The 17,584-nt window shown below is 48.3% G+C and carries 20 protein-coding genes and 1 tRNA gene; 17 read left to right on the top strand and 4 right to left on the bottom strand.

Annotated elements, in window-relative coordinates; translation table 11 throughout:
• Window positions 1-18 precede the first annotated feature (18 nt).
• The 3 genes from BST96_RS02500 to BST96_RS02490 all read left to right on the top strand — a co-directional run bounded on the left by BST96_RS02500 (window position 19) and on the right by BST96_RS02490 (window position 1,982).
• The gene (locus BST96_RS02500; protein WP_085757169.1) at window positions 19-660 is read left to right on the top strand and encodes a hypothetical protein; all 642 of its coding nucleotides are present in this window, start codon (window positions 19-21) and stop codon (window positions 658-660) included.
• Between the two features lie 98 nt (window positions 661-758).
• Window positions 759-1,529, top strand: coding sequence for an SDR family NAD(P)-dependent oxidoreductase (locus tag BST96_RS02495; protein ID WP_085757168.1), 771 nt, complete (start codon window positions 759-761; stop codon window positions 1,527-1,529).
• 120 nt (window positions 1,530-1,649) lie between these two features.
• The gene (locus BST96_RS02490; protein WP_157118036.1) at window positions 1,650-1,982 is read left to right on the top strand and encodes a DMT family transporter; all 333 of its coding nucleotides are present in this window, start codon (window positions 1,650-1,652) and stop codon (window positions 1,980-1,982) included.
• 234 nt (window positions 1,983-2,216) lie between these two features.
• Here the strand turns inward: BST96_RS02490 and BST96_RS02485 are convergent.
• Window positions 2,217-2,293: transfer RNA gene (locus tag BST96_RS02485), tRNA-Arg, on the bottom strand.
• Window positions 2,294-2,832: 539 nt separating this feature from the next.
• Between BST96_RS02485 and arsS the strand changes: the two genes are divergently transcribed.
• From arsS to BST96_RS02470, 3 genes are read left to right on the top strand one after another with little or no spacing between them, the layout of a single operon-like run.
• Complete coding sequence (gene arsS / locus BST96_RS02480; protein ID WP_085757166.1) at window positions 2,833-3,801, top strand: arsenosugar biosynthesis radical SAM (seleno)protein ArsS; 969 nt, start codon at window positions 2,833-2,835, stop codon at window positions 3,799-3,801.
• Complete coding sequence (locus BST96_RS02475) at window positions 3,794-4,498, top strand: TIGR04283 family arsenosugar biosynthesis glycosyltransferase (RefSeq protein WP_085757165.1); 705 nt, start codon at window positions 3,794-3,796, stop codon at window positions 4,496-4,498. Before arsS ends, BST96_RS02475 begins: the two co-directional genes overlap by 8 nt.
• Window positions 4,491-5,126 (top strand): TIGR04282 family arsenosugar biosynthesis glycosyltransferase, encoded by a 636-nt coding sequence (locus tag BST96_RS02470; protein ID WP_085757164.1) that lies wholly within the window; start codon window positions 4,491-4,493, stop codon window positions 5,124-5,126. The genes BST96_RS02475 and BST96_RS02470 overlap by 8 nt, the downstream gene beginning before the upstream one ends.
• 56 nt (window positions 5,127-5,182) lie before the next feature.
• Here the strand turns inward: BST96_RS02470 and BST96_RS02465 are convergent, their stop codons facing one another.
• From BST96_RS02465 to flgA, 3 genes are all read right to left on the bottom strand, one after another.
• Entirely contained in the window at window positions 5,183-5,665 is a 483-nt protein-coding gene (locus BST96_RS02465; protein WP_169713873.1) for a flagella synthesis protein FlgN, read from the bottom strand.
• Window positions 5,666-5,764: 99 nt separating this feature from the next.
• Window positions 5,765-6,079 (bottom strand): flagellar biosynthesis anti-sigma factor FlgM, encoded by a 315-nt coding sequence (gene flgM, locus BST96_RS02460; protein WP_169713872.1) that lies wholly within the window; start codon window positions 6,077-6,079, stop codon window positions 5,765-5,767.
• Between the two features lie 172 nt (window positions 6,080-6,251).
• Window positions 6,252-6,965: a flagellar basal body P-ring formation chaperone FlgA gene (flgA, locus tag BST96_RS02455; RefSeq protein ID WP_085757161.1), complete on the bottom strand. Its 714-nt coding sequence runs from the start codon at window positions 6,963-6,965 to the stop codon at window positions 6,252-6,254.
• 326 nt (window positions 6,966-7,291) lie between these two features.
• Between flgA and BST96_RS02450 the strand changes: the two genes are divergently transcribed.
• The 11 genes from BST96_RS02450 (at window position 7,292) to flgJ (ending at window position 17,580) form a co-directional block, all read left to right on the top strand.
• The gene (locus BST96_RS02450) at window positions 7,292-8,227 is read left to right on the top strand and encodes a chemotaxis protein CheV (protein ID WP_085757160.1); all 936 of its coding nucleotides are present in this window, start codon (window positions 7,292-7,294) and stop codon (window positions 8,225-8,227) included.
• Window positions 8,228-8,383: 156 nt separating this feature from the next.
• Window positions 8,384-9,211: a CheR family methyltransferase gene (locus BST96_RS02445; RefSeq protein ID WP_085757159.1), complete on the top strand. Its 828-nt coding sequence runs from the start codon at window positions 8,384-8,386 to the stop codon at window positions 9,209-9,211.
• A gap of 363 nt (window positions 9,212-9,574) precedes the next feature.
• On the top strand, window positions 9,575-9,976 hold the full coding sequence (gene flgB, locus BST96_RS02440; RefSeq protein WP_085760458.1) for a flagellar basal body rod protein FlgB: 402 nt from the start codon (window positions 9,575-9,577) through the stop codon (window positions 9,974-9,976).
• The gene (flgC, locus tag BST96_RS02435) at window positions 9,976-10,419 is read left to right on the top strand and encodes a flagellar basal body rod protein FlgC (protein ID WP_085757158.1); all 444 of its coding nucleotides are present in this window, start codon (window positions 9,976-9,978) and stop codon (window positions 10,417-10,419) included. Before flgB ends, flgC begins: the two co-directional genes overlap by 1 nt.
• 36 nt (window positions 10,420-10,455) lie before the next feature.
• Entirely contained in the window at window positions 10,456-11,136 is a 681-nt protein-coding gene (locus BST96_RS02430; RefSeq protein ID WP_085757157.1) for a flagellar hook assembly protein FlgD, read from the top strand.
• Between the two features lie 90 nt (window positions 11,137-11,226).
• The gene (locus tag BST96_RS02425) at window positions 11,227-12,927 is read left to right on the top strand and encodes a flagellar hook protein FlgE (RefSeq protein WP_085757156.1); all 1,701 of its coding nucleotides are present in this window, start codon (window positions 11,227-11,229) and stop codon (window positions 12,925-12,927) included.
• A 222-nt stretch (window positions 12,928-13,149) separates the two neighbouring features.
• The gene (locus tag BST96_RS02420) at window positions 13,150-13,893 is read left to right on the top strand and encodes a flagellar basal body rod protein FlgF (RefSeq protein WP_085757155.1); all 744 of its coding nucleotides are present in this window, start codon (window positions 13,150-13,152) and stop codon (window positions 13,891-13,893) included.
• 50 nt (window positions 13,894-13,943) lie between these two features.
• Window positions 13,944-14,729: a flagellar basal-body rod protein FlgG gene (gene flgG / locus BST96_RS02415; protein ID WP_085757154.1), complete on the top strand. Its 786-nt coding sequence runs from the start codon at window positions 13,944-13,946 to the stop codon at window positions 14,727-14,729.
• Window positions 14,730-14,745: 16 nt separating this feature from the next.
• The gene (gene flgH / locus BST96_RS02410) at window positions 14,746-15,429 is read left to right on the top strand and encodes a flagellar basal body L-ring protein FlgH (protein ID WP_085757153.1); all 684 of its coding nucleotides are present in this window, start codon (window positions 14,746-14,748) and stop codon (window positions 15,427-15,429) included.
• A gap of 78 nt (window positions 15,430-15,507) precedes the next feature.
• Entirely contained in the window at window positions 15,508-16,584 is a 1,077-nt protein-coding gene (locus BST96_RS02405) for a flagellar basal body P-ring protein FlgI (protein ID WP_276206934.1), read from the top strand.
• Between the two features lie 12 nt (window positions 16,585-16,596).
• Window positions 16,597-17,580 carry a flagellar assembly peptidoglycan hydrolase FlgJ gene (flgJ, locus tag BST96_RS02400; protein WP_169713871.1) on the top strand — a complete coding sequence of 328 codons (984 nt, stop codon included), beginning with the start codon at window positions 16,597-16,599 and terminating at the stop codon, window positions 17,578-17,580.
• The last annotated feature ends 4 nt before the right edge of the window (window positions 17,581-17,584 follow it).

Raw genomic sequence — 17,584 nt, 5'->3', positions numbered from 1 at the left:
CGTTGCAGAGGTATCAGCATGACCTTGCTGCAGCATAGATGGCTTAACGGCTGGCCGTTATTTTTTCTGATTGCCACGCTGACCCTGGTCGCAATGATAGTGGGTGTGTTGTTGATTGGCACCTCAACGCCAGAGGCGACGGTAGCACTGATTCGCCTGTCGGTGCAGTTAGCTTCTCCCTGGATTTTTATCGCGTTTGTCACTTCACCTCTGGTGAAGCTTTATCCCGGCCCGCTATCGAGATGGCTTGCCCGCAACCGGCGTTACACTGGCTTATCCTTTGCTGCCGGGTTTGGCTGGCAGGCGGTGTGTATTATTGCGCTGCTGATTTTGCATCCTCCCTATTACGGTGAGGAGTTGCACTCGGCGATAGATTTGTTTTTGCGCTTGGTCAGCTATGTCGTTTTGATCGCGTTGACCGTCACCTCGTTTTTTCCCGTGCGCCGCAGAATGCGCAACGAGCACTGGCGTTGGTTGCACTTCGTGGGTATCTGGTATTTCTGGGCGTCGATTTGGGTCAGTTATACCGAGCAGGCTTTGAGTAACGAGGCCAAAACCATTGACTTTGTTTATTCGGCCTTGGGTTTATTGGTCCTTTTTATACGTATCGCAGCCTATATAAAGACTCGCTTCTCGGTGGAAAAAAGCACTGGCCGATAACAAACTGATTTAAAACATTGGCAACAATCAATAGGCCTGTCGCAGTTGTGATCGGTATGACTATTTTATAAGACTTATCAATTATTTGAGGAAAAAGTGTGGATATTAAAGATAAAACAGCCGTTGTAACCGGCGGTGCTTCCGGCTTGGGTTTGGCTACGGTTGAACGCTATGCGGCCGATGGTGCCAATGTGGCTATTTTTGATCTCAACGAAAAGGACGGTGAGGCAGTGGCCCAGCGTCTGGGTGAAAAGGTCGCTTACTTTAATGTCAATGTGGCCGATGAAGATTCAGTACAGACGGCAATGGATGGCGTGATTGAAAAATTTGGTGCGCTGCATATTGTAAACAACTATGCCGGTATAGGTTCAGCTTGCAAAACTTATGGAAAAAAAGGACCACATCCTTTAGACCTCTATACCAAGGTGGTGATGGTTAATCAGGTGGGTACTTTTAATGTGGCGCGTTTAGCCGCAGAAAAAATGGCTCAAAACGAGCCGGTTACCGATGACGGTGGCCGTGGCGTTATTATCAACACCGCATCAGTGGCAGCCTATGAAGGTCAAATAGGTCAGGTCGCCTATAGTGCAACCAAAGGTGCGGTAGTCGGCATGACTTTGCCAATGGCCAGAGAGTTGGCAGCCTATGGCATTCGCGTAAACACGATTGTTCCCGGTTTAATTCACACGCCATTGTTCGATACGGTTGAAAAATCTATTTATGACACCTTGGCGGCATCAACGGTGTATCCAAAACGACTGGGAAAAACCAGTGAGATTGCCAAGCTGTCGGCACATATCGTTGATAATGATTATATCAATGGTGAATGTATTCGTATGGATGCGGCCATTAGGATGCAGCCTAAATAGATAAAGGCCAGAGCTGGCTTTGTTGTCACTCGTCGGAAATATCCCTGTTGTTTTATCCGTTTAAATAGCGGGGCCAAATGTCTTAACGTGCGTCTTTTATGCACTTTTTTTGGGAGAAATATTGTGGGATACATCTACCTTGCTGTGGCGATTATTGCCGAAGTGATAGGAACTACTGCACTTAAAGCCTCGGAAGAATTTTCAAAACCCATACCCAGTATTATCGTAGTGCTGGGTTATGGTGCGGCCTTTTATTTCCTTTCGCTAGTGCTAAAAACCATCCCTATCGGTATTGCCTATGCTATTTGGGCCGGTGTGGGTATTGTGTTGGTTGCCATTGTGGGCGTGGTTCTCTTTGAACAAAAGCTGGATTTACCAGCGGTTATTGGCATGCTGCTGATTGTTAGCGGTGTTGTTGTCATGAATGCATTTTCACAATCGATTAACCCTTAAGAAAAGACGGCCGCAGCTAGGGGTTAAGGGGTTGGTCGTTTAGCTCGAATAATGACAAGCCAGATATACCCATGGTCACCAAATGGTCACCGTTTGGTCACCGAGCTAAAAATGGTGATTTGTAATCAAAACACCCTAAGGGGTGTATTGACCCTGCGGGCGCCCTGAATAAAGCGGGCGTGCAAAACGTAAACGTTTTGTGATCAGTTAGGGTTTAGGTCAGAATTTTGAAGATGGCCCGCCCTGGAGGATTCGAACCTCCGGCCTGCCCCTTAGGAGGGGGCCGCTCTATCCAGCTGAGCTAAGGGCGGATGTGCAGATTGTAACTTGTATTGACCTTTCCCTTCAGTGTCCATTTCGCCCATGACCTAAACCTTAGGAGGGGGCCGCTCTATCCAGCTGAGCTAAGGGCGGAATAATTTCCCAAACAAGAAGGCCGCTGATTCTAAAAGAATATTCTTCTCCTGCCCAGCCCTGATTAATCTCTTACTATTACCTGAAGGCATGCTTTGGATAGTAATGTTGCATTGGTGTAATTATGCTAGCTTACCTAATATAACTACCAAGCAAGGCAACAACGCAAAGTAAACGAAACGTCACAATGCCACTGGTTGCCAACCTTCACCATTCATGGTCTCCTAGCCCACCCAGGGCACTTCAGGCAGCAAAGCTTCCCCCGGCTTGCTGCCTTTTTTATGCACTGAAAAACCTTAACCCGTAGGGTGGATTGTAATCCACCAAAAGCTGCTGGCTGTATAAAGGTGGATTGCAATTCACCCTACATGTGCAGGCTTGTTAGGCTGATAATTCGTTGTTAGAGTGGGCTGCCCATTCTCTTGAGAATAATACAATGCTAGATAGTCGCCCGCTGTTATTAGCGACAGATTTCCCACCGATAAAACGGGGTCGCCTTGAAACCCTGCAAGTCAATCTCGGTTATCTCTGCAATTTAAGTTGTGTGCACTGTCATGTAAACGCAGGGCCGTCCCGTACCGAATTAATGGACCTCCCTACCATTGAGCTTATTCTGCAATATATTGATCAACATGCGATCAAGGTATTGGATTTAACGGGCGGTGCTCCAGAAATGAATCCTCATTTTCGCTTTTTGGTGACCGAGGCGCGCCGCCGCGGCGTTGAGGTCATTGATCGCTGTAATCTCACTATTTTATTAGAGCCGGCGTATGCTGAGGCTGGGCTGGCAGAATTTTTAGCCGAGCAGGCGGTGACGGTGACGGCTTCGCTGCCCTGTTATTCTGAAGAGAATGTAGAAAAGCAGCGGGGCAAAGGTGTTTATGACGAAAGCATTGAGGCGCTGCTAAAACTTAATGCGCTGGGTTATGGCATGGATGATAATAAGCAGCTCAATCTGGTTTATAACCCGGTGGGTGCGGTGTTGCCGCCAGATCAGGAGCAGTTGCAGGCGGATTATAAGCGTGAGTTAAGGCAGCGTTTTGGGATTGAATTTAATCAGTTATTTACCATTACGAATATGCCGATTAGTCGCTTTGGCAGCGTCTTGATGTCCCATGGCCAGTTTGATCCGTATATGGATTTATTAAAAGAAAACTTTAGCACGGATAATTTAGCCACGGTGATGTGCCGCAGTTTAATCAGTATTGATTGGCAGGGTTATATCTATGACTGTGATTTTAATCAAATGCTGGAAATGCCTTTAATCAGCAGTGATAAGCCCAAAACCCATTTGGCAGATATATTGGGTACCGCGATGGACGGCAACGATATTTATATTGCCGATCACTGTTTTGGTTGTACCGCGGGTCAAGGCAGTAGCTGTGGTGGCGCTTTGAATGACTGAGCGAGACAGTCCCCCTTCGTATTTGCTTAGCATTATTATTCCTACCTTCAATGAAGCTGATGCGATTGAATCCAGCTTATTGCCCCTGCAAAATTTTCGAGATAACGGTAGCTGTGAAATTATTCTGGCGGATGGCGGTAGCGACGATAACACGGTCGCCCTGGCAACCCCTTGGATTGACCAGTCGGTATCAGCAGACAAGGGTAGGGCCAGGCAGATGAATGCTGGGGCGGCTTTGGCCCAAGGTCGGTACTTGCTGTTTTTACATGCGGATACCTTATTAACAGCAAATTTTTCCACGTTTTTAACGGAGCTGGCAGTGACTCACCAGCGGTGGGGCTTTTTCTGTTTGTCTTTGACCGGGCGTCATGGCTTTTTCCGCGTGATTGAAACAGCAATTAATTGGCGCTCAAGGTTAACGTCCGTGGCCACCGGTGATCAGTGTTTATTTGTCGATAGAGCGACTTTTTTAAAGGCGGGCTGTTTTCCCGATATGGCTTTAATGGAAGATGTTGCTCTATGCAAAGTATTGCGTCAGCAGTCATCGCCCTGGGTATGCAAGGATAAAGTACTGACCTCCAGTCGCCGTTGGGAGCAGCGCGGTATGTTAGCGACAGTATTATTGATGTGGCGCTTGCGGCTGGCCTATTTTTTAGGAGCCAGTCCGGACCGGCTGGTAAAAATCTATTATGGCTAAGTCTAGCGACATTTCTCGTCTGATTGTCTTTGCCAAAGCACCGATTGCCGGTGAGGTAAAAACACGTTTAAGCCCTTTTTTATCCGCGGAAAATGCAGCGCAACTGCATCGCCGCTTGGTTCTTCACACGCTGAAAACGGCCAGCTTATTGGAGCATTGCCAGGTTGAGTTATGGGTGGGTAGTGACCATGTATGGTGGGATCAATTGGCTGGGCAGTATGCTATTACGCTGCATAAGCAGTGTGGTATGGATTTGGGCGAGCGCATGTTGTCGGCCTTTGATGATGTGCTATCACGTTCCGATAAGGCCGTAATTATGGGGACCGATTGCCCGTGGATAACGCCGCACTATGTGCAGTCGGCGTTCGATAGTCTGGATCAAAACTCGGCGGTTATTGGCCCTGCAAAAGATGGTGGCTATGTTTTATTGGGTTTAAAGCGGCCCATGCCGGCTTTATTCCAGACTATGCCCTGGGGTGGGGAGACGGTCTTTGCTGAGACGGTATCACGGCTACAGGGGGTGGCCTGGTGTGAGCTTGAACCGTTAAGAGATATTGATAGACCTGAAGATGTTATGGTGTTGAAAAAATCTCTGCCAGCCTTAACGGTTGATCTGGATAGAGACTAAAATGTCCTCCGCGAGGGCGGAGGACCTTATTACCCTTGGCCGAATAAACGGCGTACTTATGCGCTGGTAATAGCTCGACCACCGGAGGGGGCGGTTGCATCACCTTTGCTGGTATAAAGTTTATTTTTGCTATTGCTGCCGCGTAGTAAATCCAATATTTGCCCTACAACTAAACGGGTGCGTTTGGCGATACGCTCATTGATTTCATTCAGTTCCTGACATTGACGCCATTCATCGGCAAGCTTGCGCCAGGCTTTGGCAACTAAGGGGGCTTGTTGGTCCGCAGCCACCAGAGTGCTTGGCTCATCGGTATAACCAGCAGCGGTGAGTAATTGTTGGCGGGTATTGGCGTGGAATTCCAGAATGGTTAGCAATTGCTGTTTCTGGCCGATGATTTTTTGAAACTCATCGTAATTACGCTCTTCTAACGCTTTGCGTTCTCTTTGCAGTAAGTCGAGCAGTTTTGAAGTCGCTGGAATATCATGCTTAAACGTAGCTTCCAGTTCGGTCCACAGAGTGTTATTGAGTGACTTTGTCATTGCACTGTACCTCGGATCGTTCATTGTTCGTAATGGTGTTCTATATGTTTTTGGTTAAACCCTGCCCATAGGGTTTAGCCAGTACCAGTGCCGCAGGGCTTAGAGTAGCGCCTCGGAATTGATAATCTTGTCAGCCAGCACCAGGTCGTCGACCTTGTACTCGCCATTTTCCAGTGCGGCCTTAATTTTCTCGGCGCGCTCGATATTGGCATCTGGCAGGCTGTTAATTTTGTCCGCCATGCTTTGTAAAGTTTTGGCCTCGCTACTCAGCTGCACGCCATCGCTTTGTTCTGCGCTGCTGCTGTCAGCGCTGGCAGGCGCTGAAGTGGCTGGGCCGTCGGCTTTTTTACTGCCTTGTTCCGCTAGTGTTTTAGGGCCGGAGTAACCTCCTAAGCCATTGATATCTCTAACCATTTTTAACATCCATTACTGTGGCGCAGAGCGCCGTTGGGCAATTTATAGAACGATCCTAGTATTAGTCGGCAATACTGTGTCGAACTTTAGCATAAATGGGCTTAGCAGCCTCAATGAAAGCGTGAATATTCACGTTTCGGATGCCCTTATTAACTTCCTATGGTTGCCGTTTTTATAGCTGGATAGCGACCTGTCCCGGGCCACTGACTCTGGCCTCCACAACGCGTTTCGATTGATTGTTGCGGACGCTGATTTGCTCACCCTTATGCCCATCGGTTAAAGCCACTCCGGCAATTTTGACCACCAGGCCTCCAGAGCGGGCGGTCATTTGTACCTGCTCACCTTTTCTAATCAGTAGCGGGGGTTCCAGATAGTTAGCGGTTACTGGCTTGTCAGCCCTTAAGGGGCGCTTGGCCTGCATCCCGGTGACATCATCCATCTGGGTAAAATAAGTGCCATTGAGGCGGCTGATATCCATCTCCCGCATTTCCAGCACTGAGCGGCTGATAATTTCGCCCTTGGCCACGGGAATCAACGTGGTGACAATAGGGCGGTAGAGATCGACCTCCACCGGGACATATAAGGACCATGGGTTTTGCTCATTACAGCTAACCCGAATATTGACCCGACCAATGTTATTGCGGGACTTAAGCTCGGTTTCCAGCTCATCCGGGCAGTCTTTCATGGCCAGTCTGGAGTCCAGATTATTGATGCTGTACTCAATACGGACGTTATCACCATAATCCTCGGCTAGTAGGGCAATATGGTCATCCATAAACACATTGACCCGAGCTTTGATATCGTCTGCACCTATATCCCCATAAGCCATGCTGTTAAACAGGCATATCAGCGCACTAAAAATAATGAAAAAACTACGTACTATCATGATCTTGGCCTATGCTCTATGTAGTAGAGGCTAAATTGTTTCTAATGCTTGCCGATAGCCTGTTAAGACTGCTTTCTGGCACACAGTAGAGTAGGTATTTCCCCGAAGTTATCTGGCTTCAGCTATAGATGCGCTTTAGAAGCCATGAGGCCATGTTGAAACTATCGATAGCCCATTGTGTTCACCTGGAAGACCAGCGTGTTGCCGCTTTGATCGTCGAAAAACTGTCGGTAAATACGTCTAAGTGATTCAAAGCAATAACTGTGCCTTTATGTGCCATTGGGGCATCGGTTTTCAACGTAGTCGTTAATTCTCAGGAGATATGTATGGCAGGTGTAATGGAGAGCGTTAACCAACGCACTCAGCTAGTAGGCCAAAACCGACTAGAGCTCTTGTTATTCAAACTTGCAGGTGATCAGGTATACGGTATTAACGTGTTTAAGGTGAAAGAGGTGCTGCAATGCCCCAAGCTCACCATGATGCCTCACTGTAACCCGGTCGTGAGAGGGATTGCCCATATCCGTGGCGGCACCTTATCGATTATGGATATGAGTCTGGCCACAGGTCAGGCGATGCTGGACAATATTGATAACTGCTTTGTGATTATCACTGAATATAATACCGCCACCCAGGGCTTTCTGGTGCGGGGGGTGGAACGTATTATCAATATGAACTGGGAGGATATTCATCCGCCACCCAAGGGCTCCGGTAAAGAACATTACCTGACCGCCGTGACAGAGGTTGAAGGTAAGCTGGTAGAAATTATTGATGTAGAGAAAATACTCTCAGAAGTCTCCCCCATGGAGGAGGAGATTTCAGAGGAAATCCTGGAAGAAGAAGTCACCCAGTCAGCGGCATCCAAGCATGTACTGATTGTTGATGACTCGGCGATTGCCCGTAAACAGATTAAGCGCTGTGTGGAGACCGTAGGGGTCGAAACCACGCTGCTCAATGATGGCCGCCAGGCGCTGGACCATCTGCTGGCTATTGCGGAAGAGGGTGAGAGCGTGGCGGAAAAGTATCTGGTGATGATTTCAGATATTGAGATGCCAGAGATGGATGGCTATACCTTAACCGCCGCCGTTAGGAACGATCCGAGATTGGCTAATTTACATGTGGTACTGCATACCTCACTCAGCGGTGTGTTTAATCAGGCGATGGTGAAGAAGGTTGGGGCAGATAACTTCCTGGCCAAGTTTAACCCGGATCAGTTAGCGACCATGGTGACAGATCGAATAAAAGCAGCCGATGGTGGCGAGTAAAGGGACTATTGCCCTAGTGTTTTAAAATGAGAATAGCCGCTGTAACTACAGCACCATTTACCTAACGCGGTTGTTCGTTATTCCAGTATGTTTGTCGGAGTTTATCTATGTTTCTAGCCTGTGGCCGTCGTATGTCTGCCTTATTTGAGGTTGCCAATGGTTGCTAGCTCACCAGCGGATTATCAAGTCTTTCGGGATTTTCTTGAGGATGCCTGTGGTATTTTGCTGGGTGAAAATAAGCAGTATCTGGTTTCCAGTCGTCTGAGCAAATTAATGGCTGAGCACGATATTGAAACACTCAGTGACTTAGTGAAAAGCATCAGTCAGATTTCCAATCGGCGCCTTAAAGATAAGGTGGTCGATGCCATGACGACCAATGAAACCTTGTGGTTCCGCGATACTCACCCCTTTGACATCTTTAAGAACCGCTTACTGCCTGAATATCAAGATGGGCGCAAGGGTGCTTTCCGTATCTGGTGTGCGGCCTGTTCCTCCGGTCAGGAGCCTTATTCCTTAAGTATGTTAACGGAGGAATACCGCGCTGCAAAAATGGGTAGTTTAAAAAACCCGGTTGAAATCGTGGCGACGGATCTGTCACCGTCTATGTTGGAGCAGTGCAAACTCGGCGAATACGATAGTCTGTCGCTGGGCCGAGGCCTCAGCCCGGAGCGTTTAAAACGTTTCTTCGACCAGGCCGATGGTGGTGTCTGGCGAGTTAAGCCTGAGCTGCGTAAGCCCATTAAGTTCTCTACCAGAAACCTGTTGGACAGCTTTGCTACCATGGGCAAATTTGATGTGGTGTTCTGCCGCAATGTGTTGATTTATTTTTCAGCTGACCTAAAGCTGGATATCCTGCGCCGTATTCACGCCAGCCTGCGACCCGGTGGTTATCTGGTGTTGGGGGCTTCTGAAGGCTTGTCGGGGGTGAAGGACTATTATGAAATGGTTCAGTGCCATCCCGGTATTATCTACCGCGCGATCTAAAACCCATAGCCCGTTACGTCACCCCGGCAAAGGCCCATTAGCTGGGGTGGATTATAATCCGCCCTTAATGACTGCTTCTGGTTGGGCTTGGTGGATTATAATCCACCCTACTATGTCTGATCGTTAGCGGTGTCTTGAAATCTCTTTAACAGAACACAGCCAAGGGAATAGCAAAATACACAGACGGCAATAACACCACAGCATTGCCGCCCTTTGCCACCTCCTCCCAAAAAAGCGGAAACCCCTTGCCGTTATCCCACCCCTTTAATAATAAATTCCTTATTTATCAATGGTTTAAAAATCTGGCACAGCCGTTGCTATAACTTGTTTGAGATTCTTTTAAATACGTTCAGGTTAGGCAATATGGCAATCAGTTTTAACAGTGCATTAGGTATTCACGAAAAAGCCCTGCATGTTCGGGCCAAGCGGGCAGAAGTACTGGCGAATAACCTGACCCATGCCAATACCCCCGGCTTTAAAGCCCGCGACATCGATTTTAAAAGCATCCTGAGAAACCAGATGGGTAGCGGCAGTATGAATATAGCGGCTACCAACAGCCGCCACTTTGGTGCCGGTGGTGCCGATATGGTGAACCCGCAATTGCTATACCGGACTCCGCTACAGCCTTCACTGGATGGCAACACCGTTGAAGAACAGGTTGAAATGAGTCGCTTCGCCCAAAATACCATGGATTTTCAAGCCAGCTTCCAAATGCTAAACGGAAAATTCAAAGGCTTAAAGAATGCCATTAAAGGAGACGTTTAATGTCACTTAACAGTGTATTTGATATTGCTGGCATGGGTATGTCAGCCCAAAGTATTCGCCTGAACACCACGGCGAGTAACCTTGCCAATGCCCAGGCCGCTGACAGTAATGCCAGCCAGGTTTACCGTGCCCGTCACCCGGTTTTTGAAACCATGCGCCGGGACATGATGAATAACGACTATATGTCGATGAACCCAATGGCCAGTGATTCTGCCATGGGGGTTCGGGTTAGCGGTATCGTCGAGTCTGACGAGCCCCTCGAGCGTAAATATGAGCCCAGCCATTTAAAGGCCGACAAAGACGGCTATGTTTATTATCCCAACGTCAATATGGTCGAAGAGATGGCGGATATGGTGTCGGCTTCTCGCTCCTTCCAAATTAATGTTGAAGTGATGAACTCAGCAAAAACCATGATGCAGCGCGTGCTGACATTAGGGCAGTAACCATTATTTTTGATATCGATAAAACGGATCGTAACAATGACAGACTCAATTAGCACAGGCCTACTTAGCGATATTTCCGTACAGGAAAAATATGGCTCCAGTACGATTGGCAAAGAAAAGCAAGAACTGGGGCAGGATGTTTTCCTGGAACTGATGGTGACGCAAATGCAAAACCAAAACCCACTAGACCCGCAGGAAAACAGTGAGTTTGTTGCCCAGTTGGCCCAGTTTAGTTCCGTTGAAGGCCTGGATAAGCTGAATAACACCATGGATAACTTTGTGGGCTCTTTTCAGTCGAACCAGGCATTGCAAGCATCGGCGATGGTCGGGCGTTTTGTCAAAGTGGACTCGGACACATCTTATCTGGGTAATGACGGCTTAATTGCCGGAACCATTGATTTAACCCAAAGCACCAATGACCTGAAAGTGAAGGTGTTTAACTCAGACGGTGAGCAAGTCGCCGAGGAAATGATGGGTGAAAATGCCGCGGGTCCAATACCCTTTGCCTGGGATGGTAGTGACGGTCAGGGTAATCAATTACCCGCCGGTTACTACACCTTTGAAGTGACTGCCAACTACGGCGGTAACCCGGTTCGATTAAATACTGCTCTCAGTCATAACGTCGATAGCGTGAGTGTGGGGGCCAACGGTGCCATCAGCTTAAATATTGCGGGTGCTGGTACTAGATCCATGGCCGAAATCAGAGAAATTTTATAGCCTGCTTTTATCGTTAATGCAGAGCAAGATTACATAGAACATTACAACTAGCCAAACAACTAACGTTGCTAAAACAAAAGGGGTAACACCATGACTTTTAATACCGCACTCAGTGGACTTCGTGCTGCTAACACGGATTTGGAAGTAACCGGTAATAACATTGCCAACGCCAGTACTACCGGTTTTAAACGCTCACGTGCAGAGTTTGGTGATGTCTACGCCAACTCACTGGTGGGTAGCGGCAATAATCAGGCGGGTAGTGGTGTGTTGGTGAATGCAATCGCGCAACAGTTTGACCAGGGTAATGTGTCGTTTACCGATAACAGTCTGGATTTAGCGATTAACGGTACCGGCTTTTTTATTCTGGCGGATGTGTCGGGTGCCACCACCTTTACTCGGGCCGGTTATTTTGGTTTGGATGAGTCAGGCTATATCACCAATAATGGCGGTTCACGGTTGCAGGGCTTTTTGCCAACAGGGTCGGGAACGGGTGTTGGTGGTACGCCGGATGATTTACAGGTTCAGGTAGGGGATTTACCTCCGGCAGCAACAGGTCAGGTAGACTTATTATTTAACCTCGATGCCAGAGATGATAGCCCACTGGTAACTACCTTTGACCCGAATGATGCGGATACCTTTAATAGCTCAACCTCACTAACGATTTTTGATAGCCGTGGTCAGTCCCATGTGCTGTCAACCTATTATGTAAAGTCTCCCTTCGAAGATAATGTTTGGAATATGTATAACTATATTCCTAATGGCGATGGTAATTTACAAAATGTCATTGGGGCCGGTTCTGTTAGTGGGGCAGAAGAGGCGCTTGCAACTGCAGCCAATACCGCAGGTCAGGCGGCATTAACAGCGGTGGGCGTTGCTGAAACCGATGCAGTGACTTCGGCGGGTGCCTTTTCCGCTGCTAATGCTCTGGCAGTGACTGATTCATTGGAACTGGCTCAAGCTGCATTAATAGCAGCGAGGGATGCTGCGACCACCACTAACTCTTTTAATGAGTATCAGGCAGCATTGGATTCTATTAATACTGCCCTGGGGCTGGGTACAGGGCCTGTCAATGGCGGGTTTCAGGATGCTTTGAATGTGACGGAGGCTCAGGCTATTCTGGATGAGATCAATTCCAATAACCCCAACGCTCTGGCCTTGGCGACAGCGGCAGCTACTACCTCTGCGGATATCAGTGCCGCAAAAACAGCCGGGCTTACAGTCCCCTATTTTGAACTGACCTTTGGTACAGATGGTACTTTACAAAGTTCAGACCCAGCGACATTAAATATTGATAACTGGAACCCCGAAGGTGCTAATCAGTCTTCATCAGATGGCTCCACCGTAACAGCCTCTGACTTTATTGTCGATATAGGCACTTCCACTCAGTTCGGTAGTGATTTTGCCGTAGCTACGGTTGACCAGGACGGTTTTGCCACTGGTCAGCTAAGTGGTTTGGAGATTAATAATACCGGTGAAGTCTTTGCCCGCTATACCAATGGTGAAGCTCTGATTCTTGGTCAGGTGGCGATGGCTTCATTTGCCAATGAGCAGGGTTTAAGCCCGCAGGGCGATACCTCATGGGCGCAGTCCTTTGAGTCCGGTGAGCCCGTCGTAGGTGCGCCACTAACCAGTACTCTGGGTGCCATCCAGTCCGGTGCACTGGAAGAGTCCAACGTGGATTTATCCGAAGAACTGGTACGCTTGATTGTTGCCCAGCGTAACTTCCAGGCCAATGCCAAGACGATCGAAACGGCTGATACGGTAACCCAGGCGATAATCAATATCCGTTAATCGTTTTATCCATTAACGCTCAAAGCCGCGATCGCTATCGCGGCTTTTTTTTGTCGGTAAAAAACAGTGCTAAAAGCAAACTTGGCACCCATCTTGCAATTTCCTCTATAGAGTAAAAATATAAAGAAAAACCCTGTAAATACAGTGTTTTAAGACTAAAAGCGGCAAACAAATTCCACCCCAACTTGCCATGCGGCAACGGTGGAAATAGCGGAGAAAAGTATGGATAAGGCAGTATATATCGCCATGGCTAGCGGCCAGAATATTATGGCCGCTCAGGCAATACATGCGAATAACCTGGCCAATGCCAATACCAATGGCTTTCAGGCAGATTTTGCTCAGGCCCGGTCACTGGGTGTGTATTACGGTGAGGGGCTTAGTACGCGTGCCTATTCCCGTTCAGAAAACCCCGGTACCGATTTCCAGCGTGGCTCATTAAATGAGACGGGTCGGGATTTGGATATGGCGGTGGAAGGTGATGGCTGGATTTCAATTCAGGCACCAGATGGTACCGAAGCGTTTACTCGTGCCGGCTCATTAAAGCTTGACCCCAACGGGCAGCTATTAACAGCCAATAACCTACCTGTTATGGGCAATGGTGGTCCTATTGCTTTACCCCCCGCTGACAAAGTCACCCTGGGTGCTGATGGCACGATCACCATTCAGCCCGCCGGTCAGCCCGCGGATGTGTTAGCGACCGTTGACCGCATTAAGCTGGTTAAGCCCGATGAGGCTGAACTGGTTAAAGGCAAAGATGGTTTGATTCGTCGCCGTGATGGCCAGGAGCAGGTGCCAGACGCGAGCATTCGTTTGCAGTCCGGTTTTGTAGAAACCAGTAACGTCAATGCCGTGGATGAATTAACCAGCATTATGGCTTTGGCCAGGCAGTTCGAGGTCAATGTCAAAATGATGAAAATGATCGAAGAGAATTCCAGTGCTGTAGCGCAAGTCTTACGCGCGCAGTAAGCCACATACTCAGCAATCGTAGAATAGAAAAGGTTTAAAAGAGGTTAGTTATGAATCAGTCATTATGGATTAGTAAAACCGGCTTAAGTGCACAAGATACTCGCCTGGCCACCATATCCAATAACCTGGCCAATGCTGCCACCGTAGGTTTTAAACGCGACGATGTGGTGTTTGAAGATTTGCTGTATCAAATCCGCCGCCAGCCAGGTGCACAGTCTTCGCAAAATACTCAGCTACCCTCGGGTTTGCAGGTCGGAACCGGTGTACGAGTGATTGGTACCCAGAAAGAATTTTCTCCGGGCAGTATGCAAATTACCGATAAGCCTTTGGATATGGCGATTGTTGGTCGAGGCTTTTTCGAAATACTTTTACCAGATGGCAGTGCGGCCTATACCCGTAATGGCCAATTCCAGATTAATGCCGATGGTGCGATCGTAACAGCCCGTGGTTTGGAGTTGCAGCCCAGCATTACGGTACCAGAGGATGCGCAAACTATTTCAATCAGCTCCGACGGTATTGTGGAAGCCACGATTGCAGGTCAGCCCGCCGCGCAAAATTTAGGCACCTTAACCATAACCAACTTTGTTAACCCCACGGGTTTACAAGCTATCGGTTCCAATATGTATACCGAAACAGCGGCCAGTGGTTCGCCTTCTACCGGTACTCCCGGTAATCAGGGTTTAGGGAGTATTGAGCAGGGTTCATTAGAAAACTCCAATGTCGATGTGGTTGAAGAGCTGGTGAGTATGATTACCACCCAGCGCACCTACGAAATGAATTCCAAAGTGATTTCAACAGCAGACCAGATGCTGCAATACATCTCGCAGAATCTATAGGTTTAGGTATTTAGTCATGAATATGTTTATTCGACACAGTCTTTTAGTCATGGTCACAGCGATGCTGGGAGCCTGCACTATTGGTCCGGAGCCGTTGCCCGATGATCCGGCTTATGCGCCAGTTATCCCTGCGTCTACCGAAATACCACAGCCTAATCGCGGTGGTATTTACCGCCCTAATTTCTCTGTGGCTTTATTTGAAGACCGCCGCGCCACACGGGTAGGGGATATTATTTCCGTAATCCTGAGTGAGCGAACCCAGTCGAGTAAAAGTGCTGATACCGAGATTACCAAAGAGAACGATATCTCGTTTGAAGCCGGCAATATCTTGGGTGTTCCGCCCAGTTTAGGTGACTACAACTTACAAACTGAAGTCAGCCAGAACCGCGAGCTAACCGGAGAAGCCTCCAGCGATCAAAGCAATAGTTTAAGCGGTAGCATCGCAGTGACGGTTTCTGAAATTCTTCCTAACGGTTTAATGGTGGTGCGCGGCGAAAAATGGATGACGTTTAATCGCGGCGAAGAATTTATTCGCATCCGCGGTTTAATTCGGCAGGAAGATGTACAGCCGGACAATACCATTCTATCAACCCGTTTGGCGGATGCAAGAATTACCTATAGCGGTACTGGCGACCTGGCCGATGCGAATAAGCAGGGTTGGGGTTCACGTTTCTTTAACAGCGAATACTGGCCGTTTTAAAATATTCTAGGTGTAGCAATGATGTTATCTAATTTACGTAATCATAAAAGCGTTCTGGCAAAGTGCCTAATAGCCCTGATGCTGTTATCGACCACAACCTTGTCGGTCCATGCGGAGCGGCTTAAAGATATTGCCGATATTGCCGGTGTGCGTGATAACCCCTTGATTGGTTATGGGCTGGTAGTGGGTTTGGACGGTACCGGTGATCAAACGACACAGACACCCTTTACCTCCCAATCCTTCCGTTCTATGTTGCAACAGTTGGGCATCCAGATCCCGGAAGGTGAATCATTCCAACTGAAAAATGTCGCGGCAGTTACCGTGCATGCCACCTTGCCGCCCTTTGCCAAGCCCGGTCAGAATATTGATGTTCAGGTCTCATCCATTGGTAACTCAAAAAGTTTGCGCGGCGGCAGCTTATTGATGTCGCCGCTGAAAGGCGCCGATGGTCAGGTTTATGCGATTGCCCAGGGTGAATTAGTGGTTGGCGGTTTTGGTGCTGAAGGGGCTGATGGCTCCAGTGTTACCGTTAATATCCCCAGTGCCGGTCGTATCCCGAATGGCGCTATTGTTGAGCGTATGATTGCTAACAGTTTTTCAACCGGTACCCATCTAACCTTTAACTTAAACCGAGCTGATTTCACCACCGCTCGTCGAGTCGCTGAAAGCATTAATGAATTGCTAGGCCCTGATGTGGCGCGCGCAGCAGATGCAGCCTCTATTCATGTAACAGCACCAAGAGACCCTAATCAACGAGTTTCGTTTATGTCGTTGTTAGAAAACGTGGAGGTCGACCCCGGCAAAGCGCCTGCCAGAGTCATTATAAATTCCCGCACCGGCACCATTGTAGTCGGCGAACATGTTCGGGTACGCGCCGGAGCAGTTACCCACGGCAGCCTAACAGTCACCATTACCAGTACCGCACAGGTTAGCCAACCTAATGCTTTGGCGGGAGGCAGGACCGTGGTGGTGCCACAGACCGATGTTAGTGTGTCGCAAGAAGCCAACCGTATGTTTGCCTTTGAAGCCACTACCACACTTAACGAATTGGTTAGAGCTGTTAATGAAGTGGGCGCAGCGCCAGGCGATTTAATGGCGATTCTGGAAGCCTTAAAACAAGCCGGCGCCTTACAAGCCGACCTGATCGTGATTTAAGGGATAGCTACCGTGATCAATACCAGCAATGCCAATGTCGGCGCCGATTCATACACAGATCTGGCCAACCTGAACTCGATTACCCAGTTGGGTAAAACAGACAAGGGTCAGGCTCTGGGAAAAATTGCCGAGCAATTTGAATCCATGATGGTGCGCATGATGATGAAGAGCATGCGTTCTGCCAATAGTGTATTTGCTGAAGGTAACTTTCTGAGCAGTAAAGAAGGCGATATGTATCAGGATATGTTTGATGACCAGATCGCCTTATCGCTGTCACAGGGTAGGGGTATGGGCATTGCCGAAGTCATGGTCCGTCAGTTGAATCAACGTTTTGGCAGTGAAGAAAAAGCTATTGCCGCTGGTAGCCTGCAAGAATATTTAAATAAACGTAATAATTACAGTGGCTTTATTCCCGGCCTTGAGTCAGCTAAAGCGGCGGCCAGTGATACCAATGAGCAATTAGCGGCCAAGCCCGTTGCGATGGAATTTGATGGCAGTAGAGAATCCTTTATTAGCCAGGTTTATGGCATGGCAAAACAGGCGGCAGAAAAATTAGGTATTGCGCCCGAAGCGTTAATTGCACAAGCGGGCCTTGAAACCGGTTGGGGCAAAAAAATCACCAGCATTGGTGAGAAGAGCAGTTTTAATTTATTCAATATTAAAGCGGACAAACGCTGGCAGGGCGATAGCGTGACGGTGCAAACGCTGGAAGTTCGACAGGGTATACCGACCAAAGAATATGCAGCTTTTAGATCCTATGAGTCGCCGAAGCAAAGCTTTGATGACTATGTAGAGTTTATTAGCAATAGCCCCCGTTATGAAAAAGCGCGTCAGGCGAATGATTCTGAATCGTATATTCGCGCGTTGGAAGAGGCCGGCTATGCCACCGATCCACAGTACAGTGAAAAAATTATTCGTATTCTCAATAGCCCAGAAATGAAAAACGCTGTTCAGCATGCAGTTACTAGCCAACCCATAGCCATGGCTAGTCATTAAGGTA

It is taken from the genome of Oceanicoccus sagamiensis (assembly GCF_002117105.1).
Lineage (GTDB): Bacteria > Pseudomonadota > Gammaproteobacteria > Pseudomonadales > Dasaniaceae > Oceanicoccus > Oceanicoccus sagamiensis.
This window is presented reverse-complemented; position numbering and strand designations above follow the sequence as displayed.

What these genes read in the sequence shown, in the direction of transcription:
- BST96_RS02500 (WP_085757169.1), top strand. Translation starts at nt 19, where the DNA reads ATGACCTTGCTGCAGCATAGATGGCTTAACGGCTGGCCGTTATTTTTT.
- arsS (WP_085757166.1), top strand. Translation starts at nt 2,833, where the DNA reads ATGCTAGATAGTCGCCCGCTGTTATTAGCGACAGATTTCCCACCGATA.
- BST96_RS02475 (WP_085757165.1), top strand. Translation starts at nt 3,794, where the DNA reads ATGACTGAGCGAGACAGTCCCCCTTCGTATTTGCTTAGCATTATTATT.
- BST96_RS02470 (WP_085757164.1), top strand. Translation starts at nt 4,491, where the DNA reads ATGGCTAAGTCTAGCGACATTTCTCGTCTGATTGTCTTTGCCAAAGCA.
- BST96_RS02465 (WP_169713873.1), bottom strand. Translation starts at nt 5,665, where the DNA reads ATGACAAAGTCACTCAATAACACTCTGTGGACCGAACTGGAAGCTACG.
- flgM (WP_169713872.1), bottom strand. Translation starts at nt 6,079, where the DNA reads ATGGTTAGAGATATCAATGGCTTAGGAGGTTACTCCGGCCCTAAAACA.
- flgA (WP_085757161.1), bottom strand. Translation starts at nt 6,965, where the DNA reads ATGATAGTACGTAGTTTTTTCATTATTTTTAGTGCGCTGATATGCCTG.
- BST96_RS02450 (WP_085757160.1), top strand. Translation starts at nt 7,292, where the DNA reads ATGGCAGGTGTAATGGAGAGCGTTAACCAACGCACTCAGCTAGTAGGC.
- BST96_RS02445 (WP_085757159.1), top strand. Translation starts at nt 8,384, where the DNA reads ATGGTTGCTAGCTCACCAGCGGATTATCAAGTCTTTCGGGATTTTCTT.
- flgB (WP_085760458.1), top strand. Translation starts at nt 9,575, where the DNA reads ATGGCAATCAGTTTTAACAGTGCATTAGGTATTCACGAAAAAGCCCTG.
- flgC (WP_085757158.1), top strand. Translation starts at nt 9,976, where the DNA reads ATGTCACTTAACAGTGTATTTGATATTGCTGGCATGGGTATGTCAGCC.
- BST96_RS02430 (WP_085757157.1), top strand. Translation starts at nt 10,456, where the DNA reads ATGACAGACTCAATTAGCACAGGCCTACTTAGCGATATTTCCGTACAG.
- BST96_RS02425 (WP_085757156.1), top strand. Translation starts at nt 11,227, where the DNA reads ATGACTTTTAATACCGCACTCAGTGGACTTCGTGCTGCTAACACGGAT.
- BST96_RS02420 (WP_085757155.1), top strand. Translation starts at nt 13,150, where the DNA reads ATGGATAAGGCAGTATATATCGCCATGGCTAGCGGCCAGAATATTATG.
- flgG (WP_085757154.1), top strand. Translation starts at nt 13,944, where the DNA reads ATGAATCAGTCATTATGGATTAGTAAAACCGGCTTAAGTGCACAAGAT.
- flgH (WP_085757153.1), top strand. Translation starts at nt 14,746, where the DNA reads ATGAATATGTTTATTCGACACAGTCTTTTAGTCATGGTCACAGCGATG.
- BST96_RS02405 (WP_276206934.1), top strand. Translation starts at nt 15,508, where the DNA reads ATGCTGTTATCGACCACAACCTTGTCGGTCCATGCGGAGCGGCTTAAA.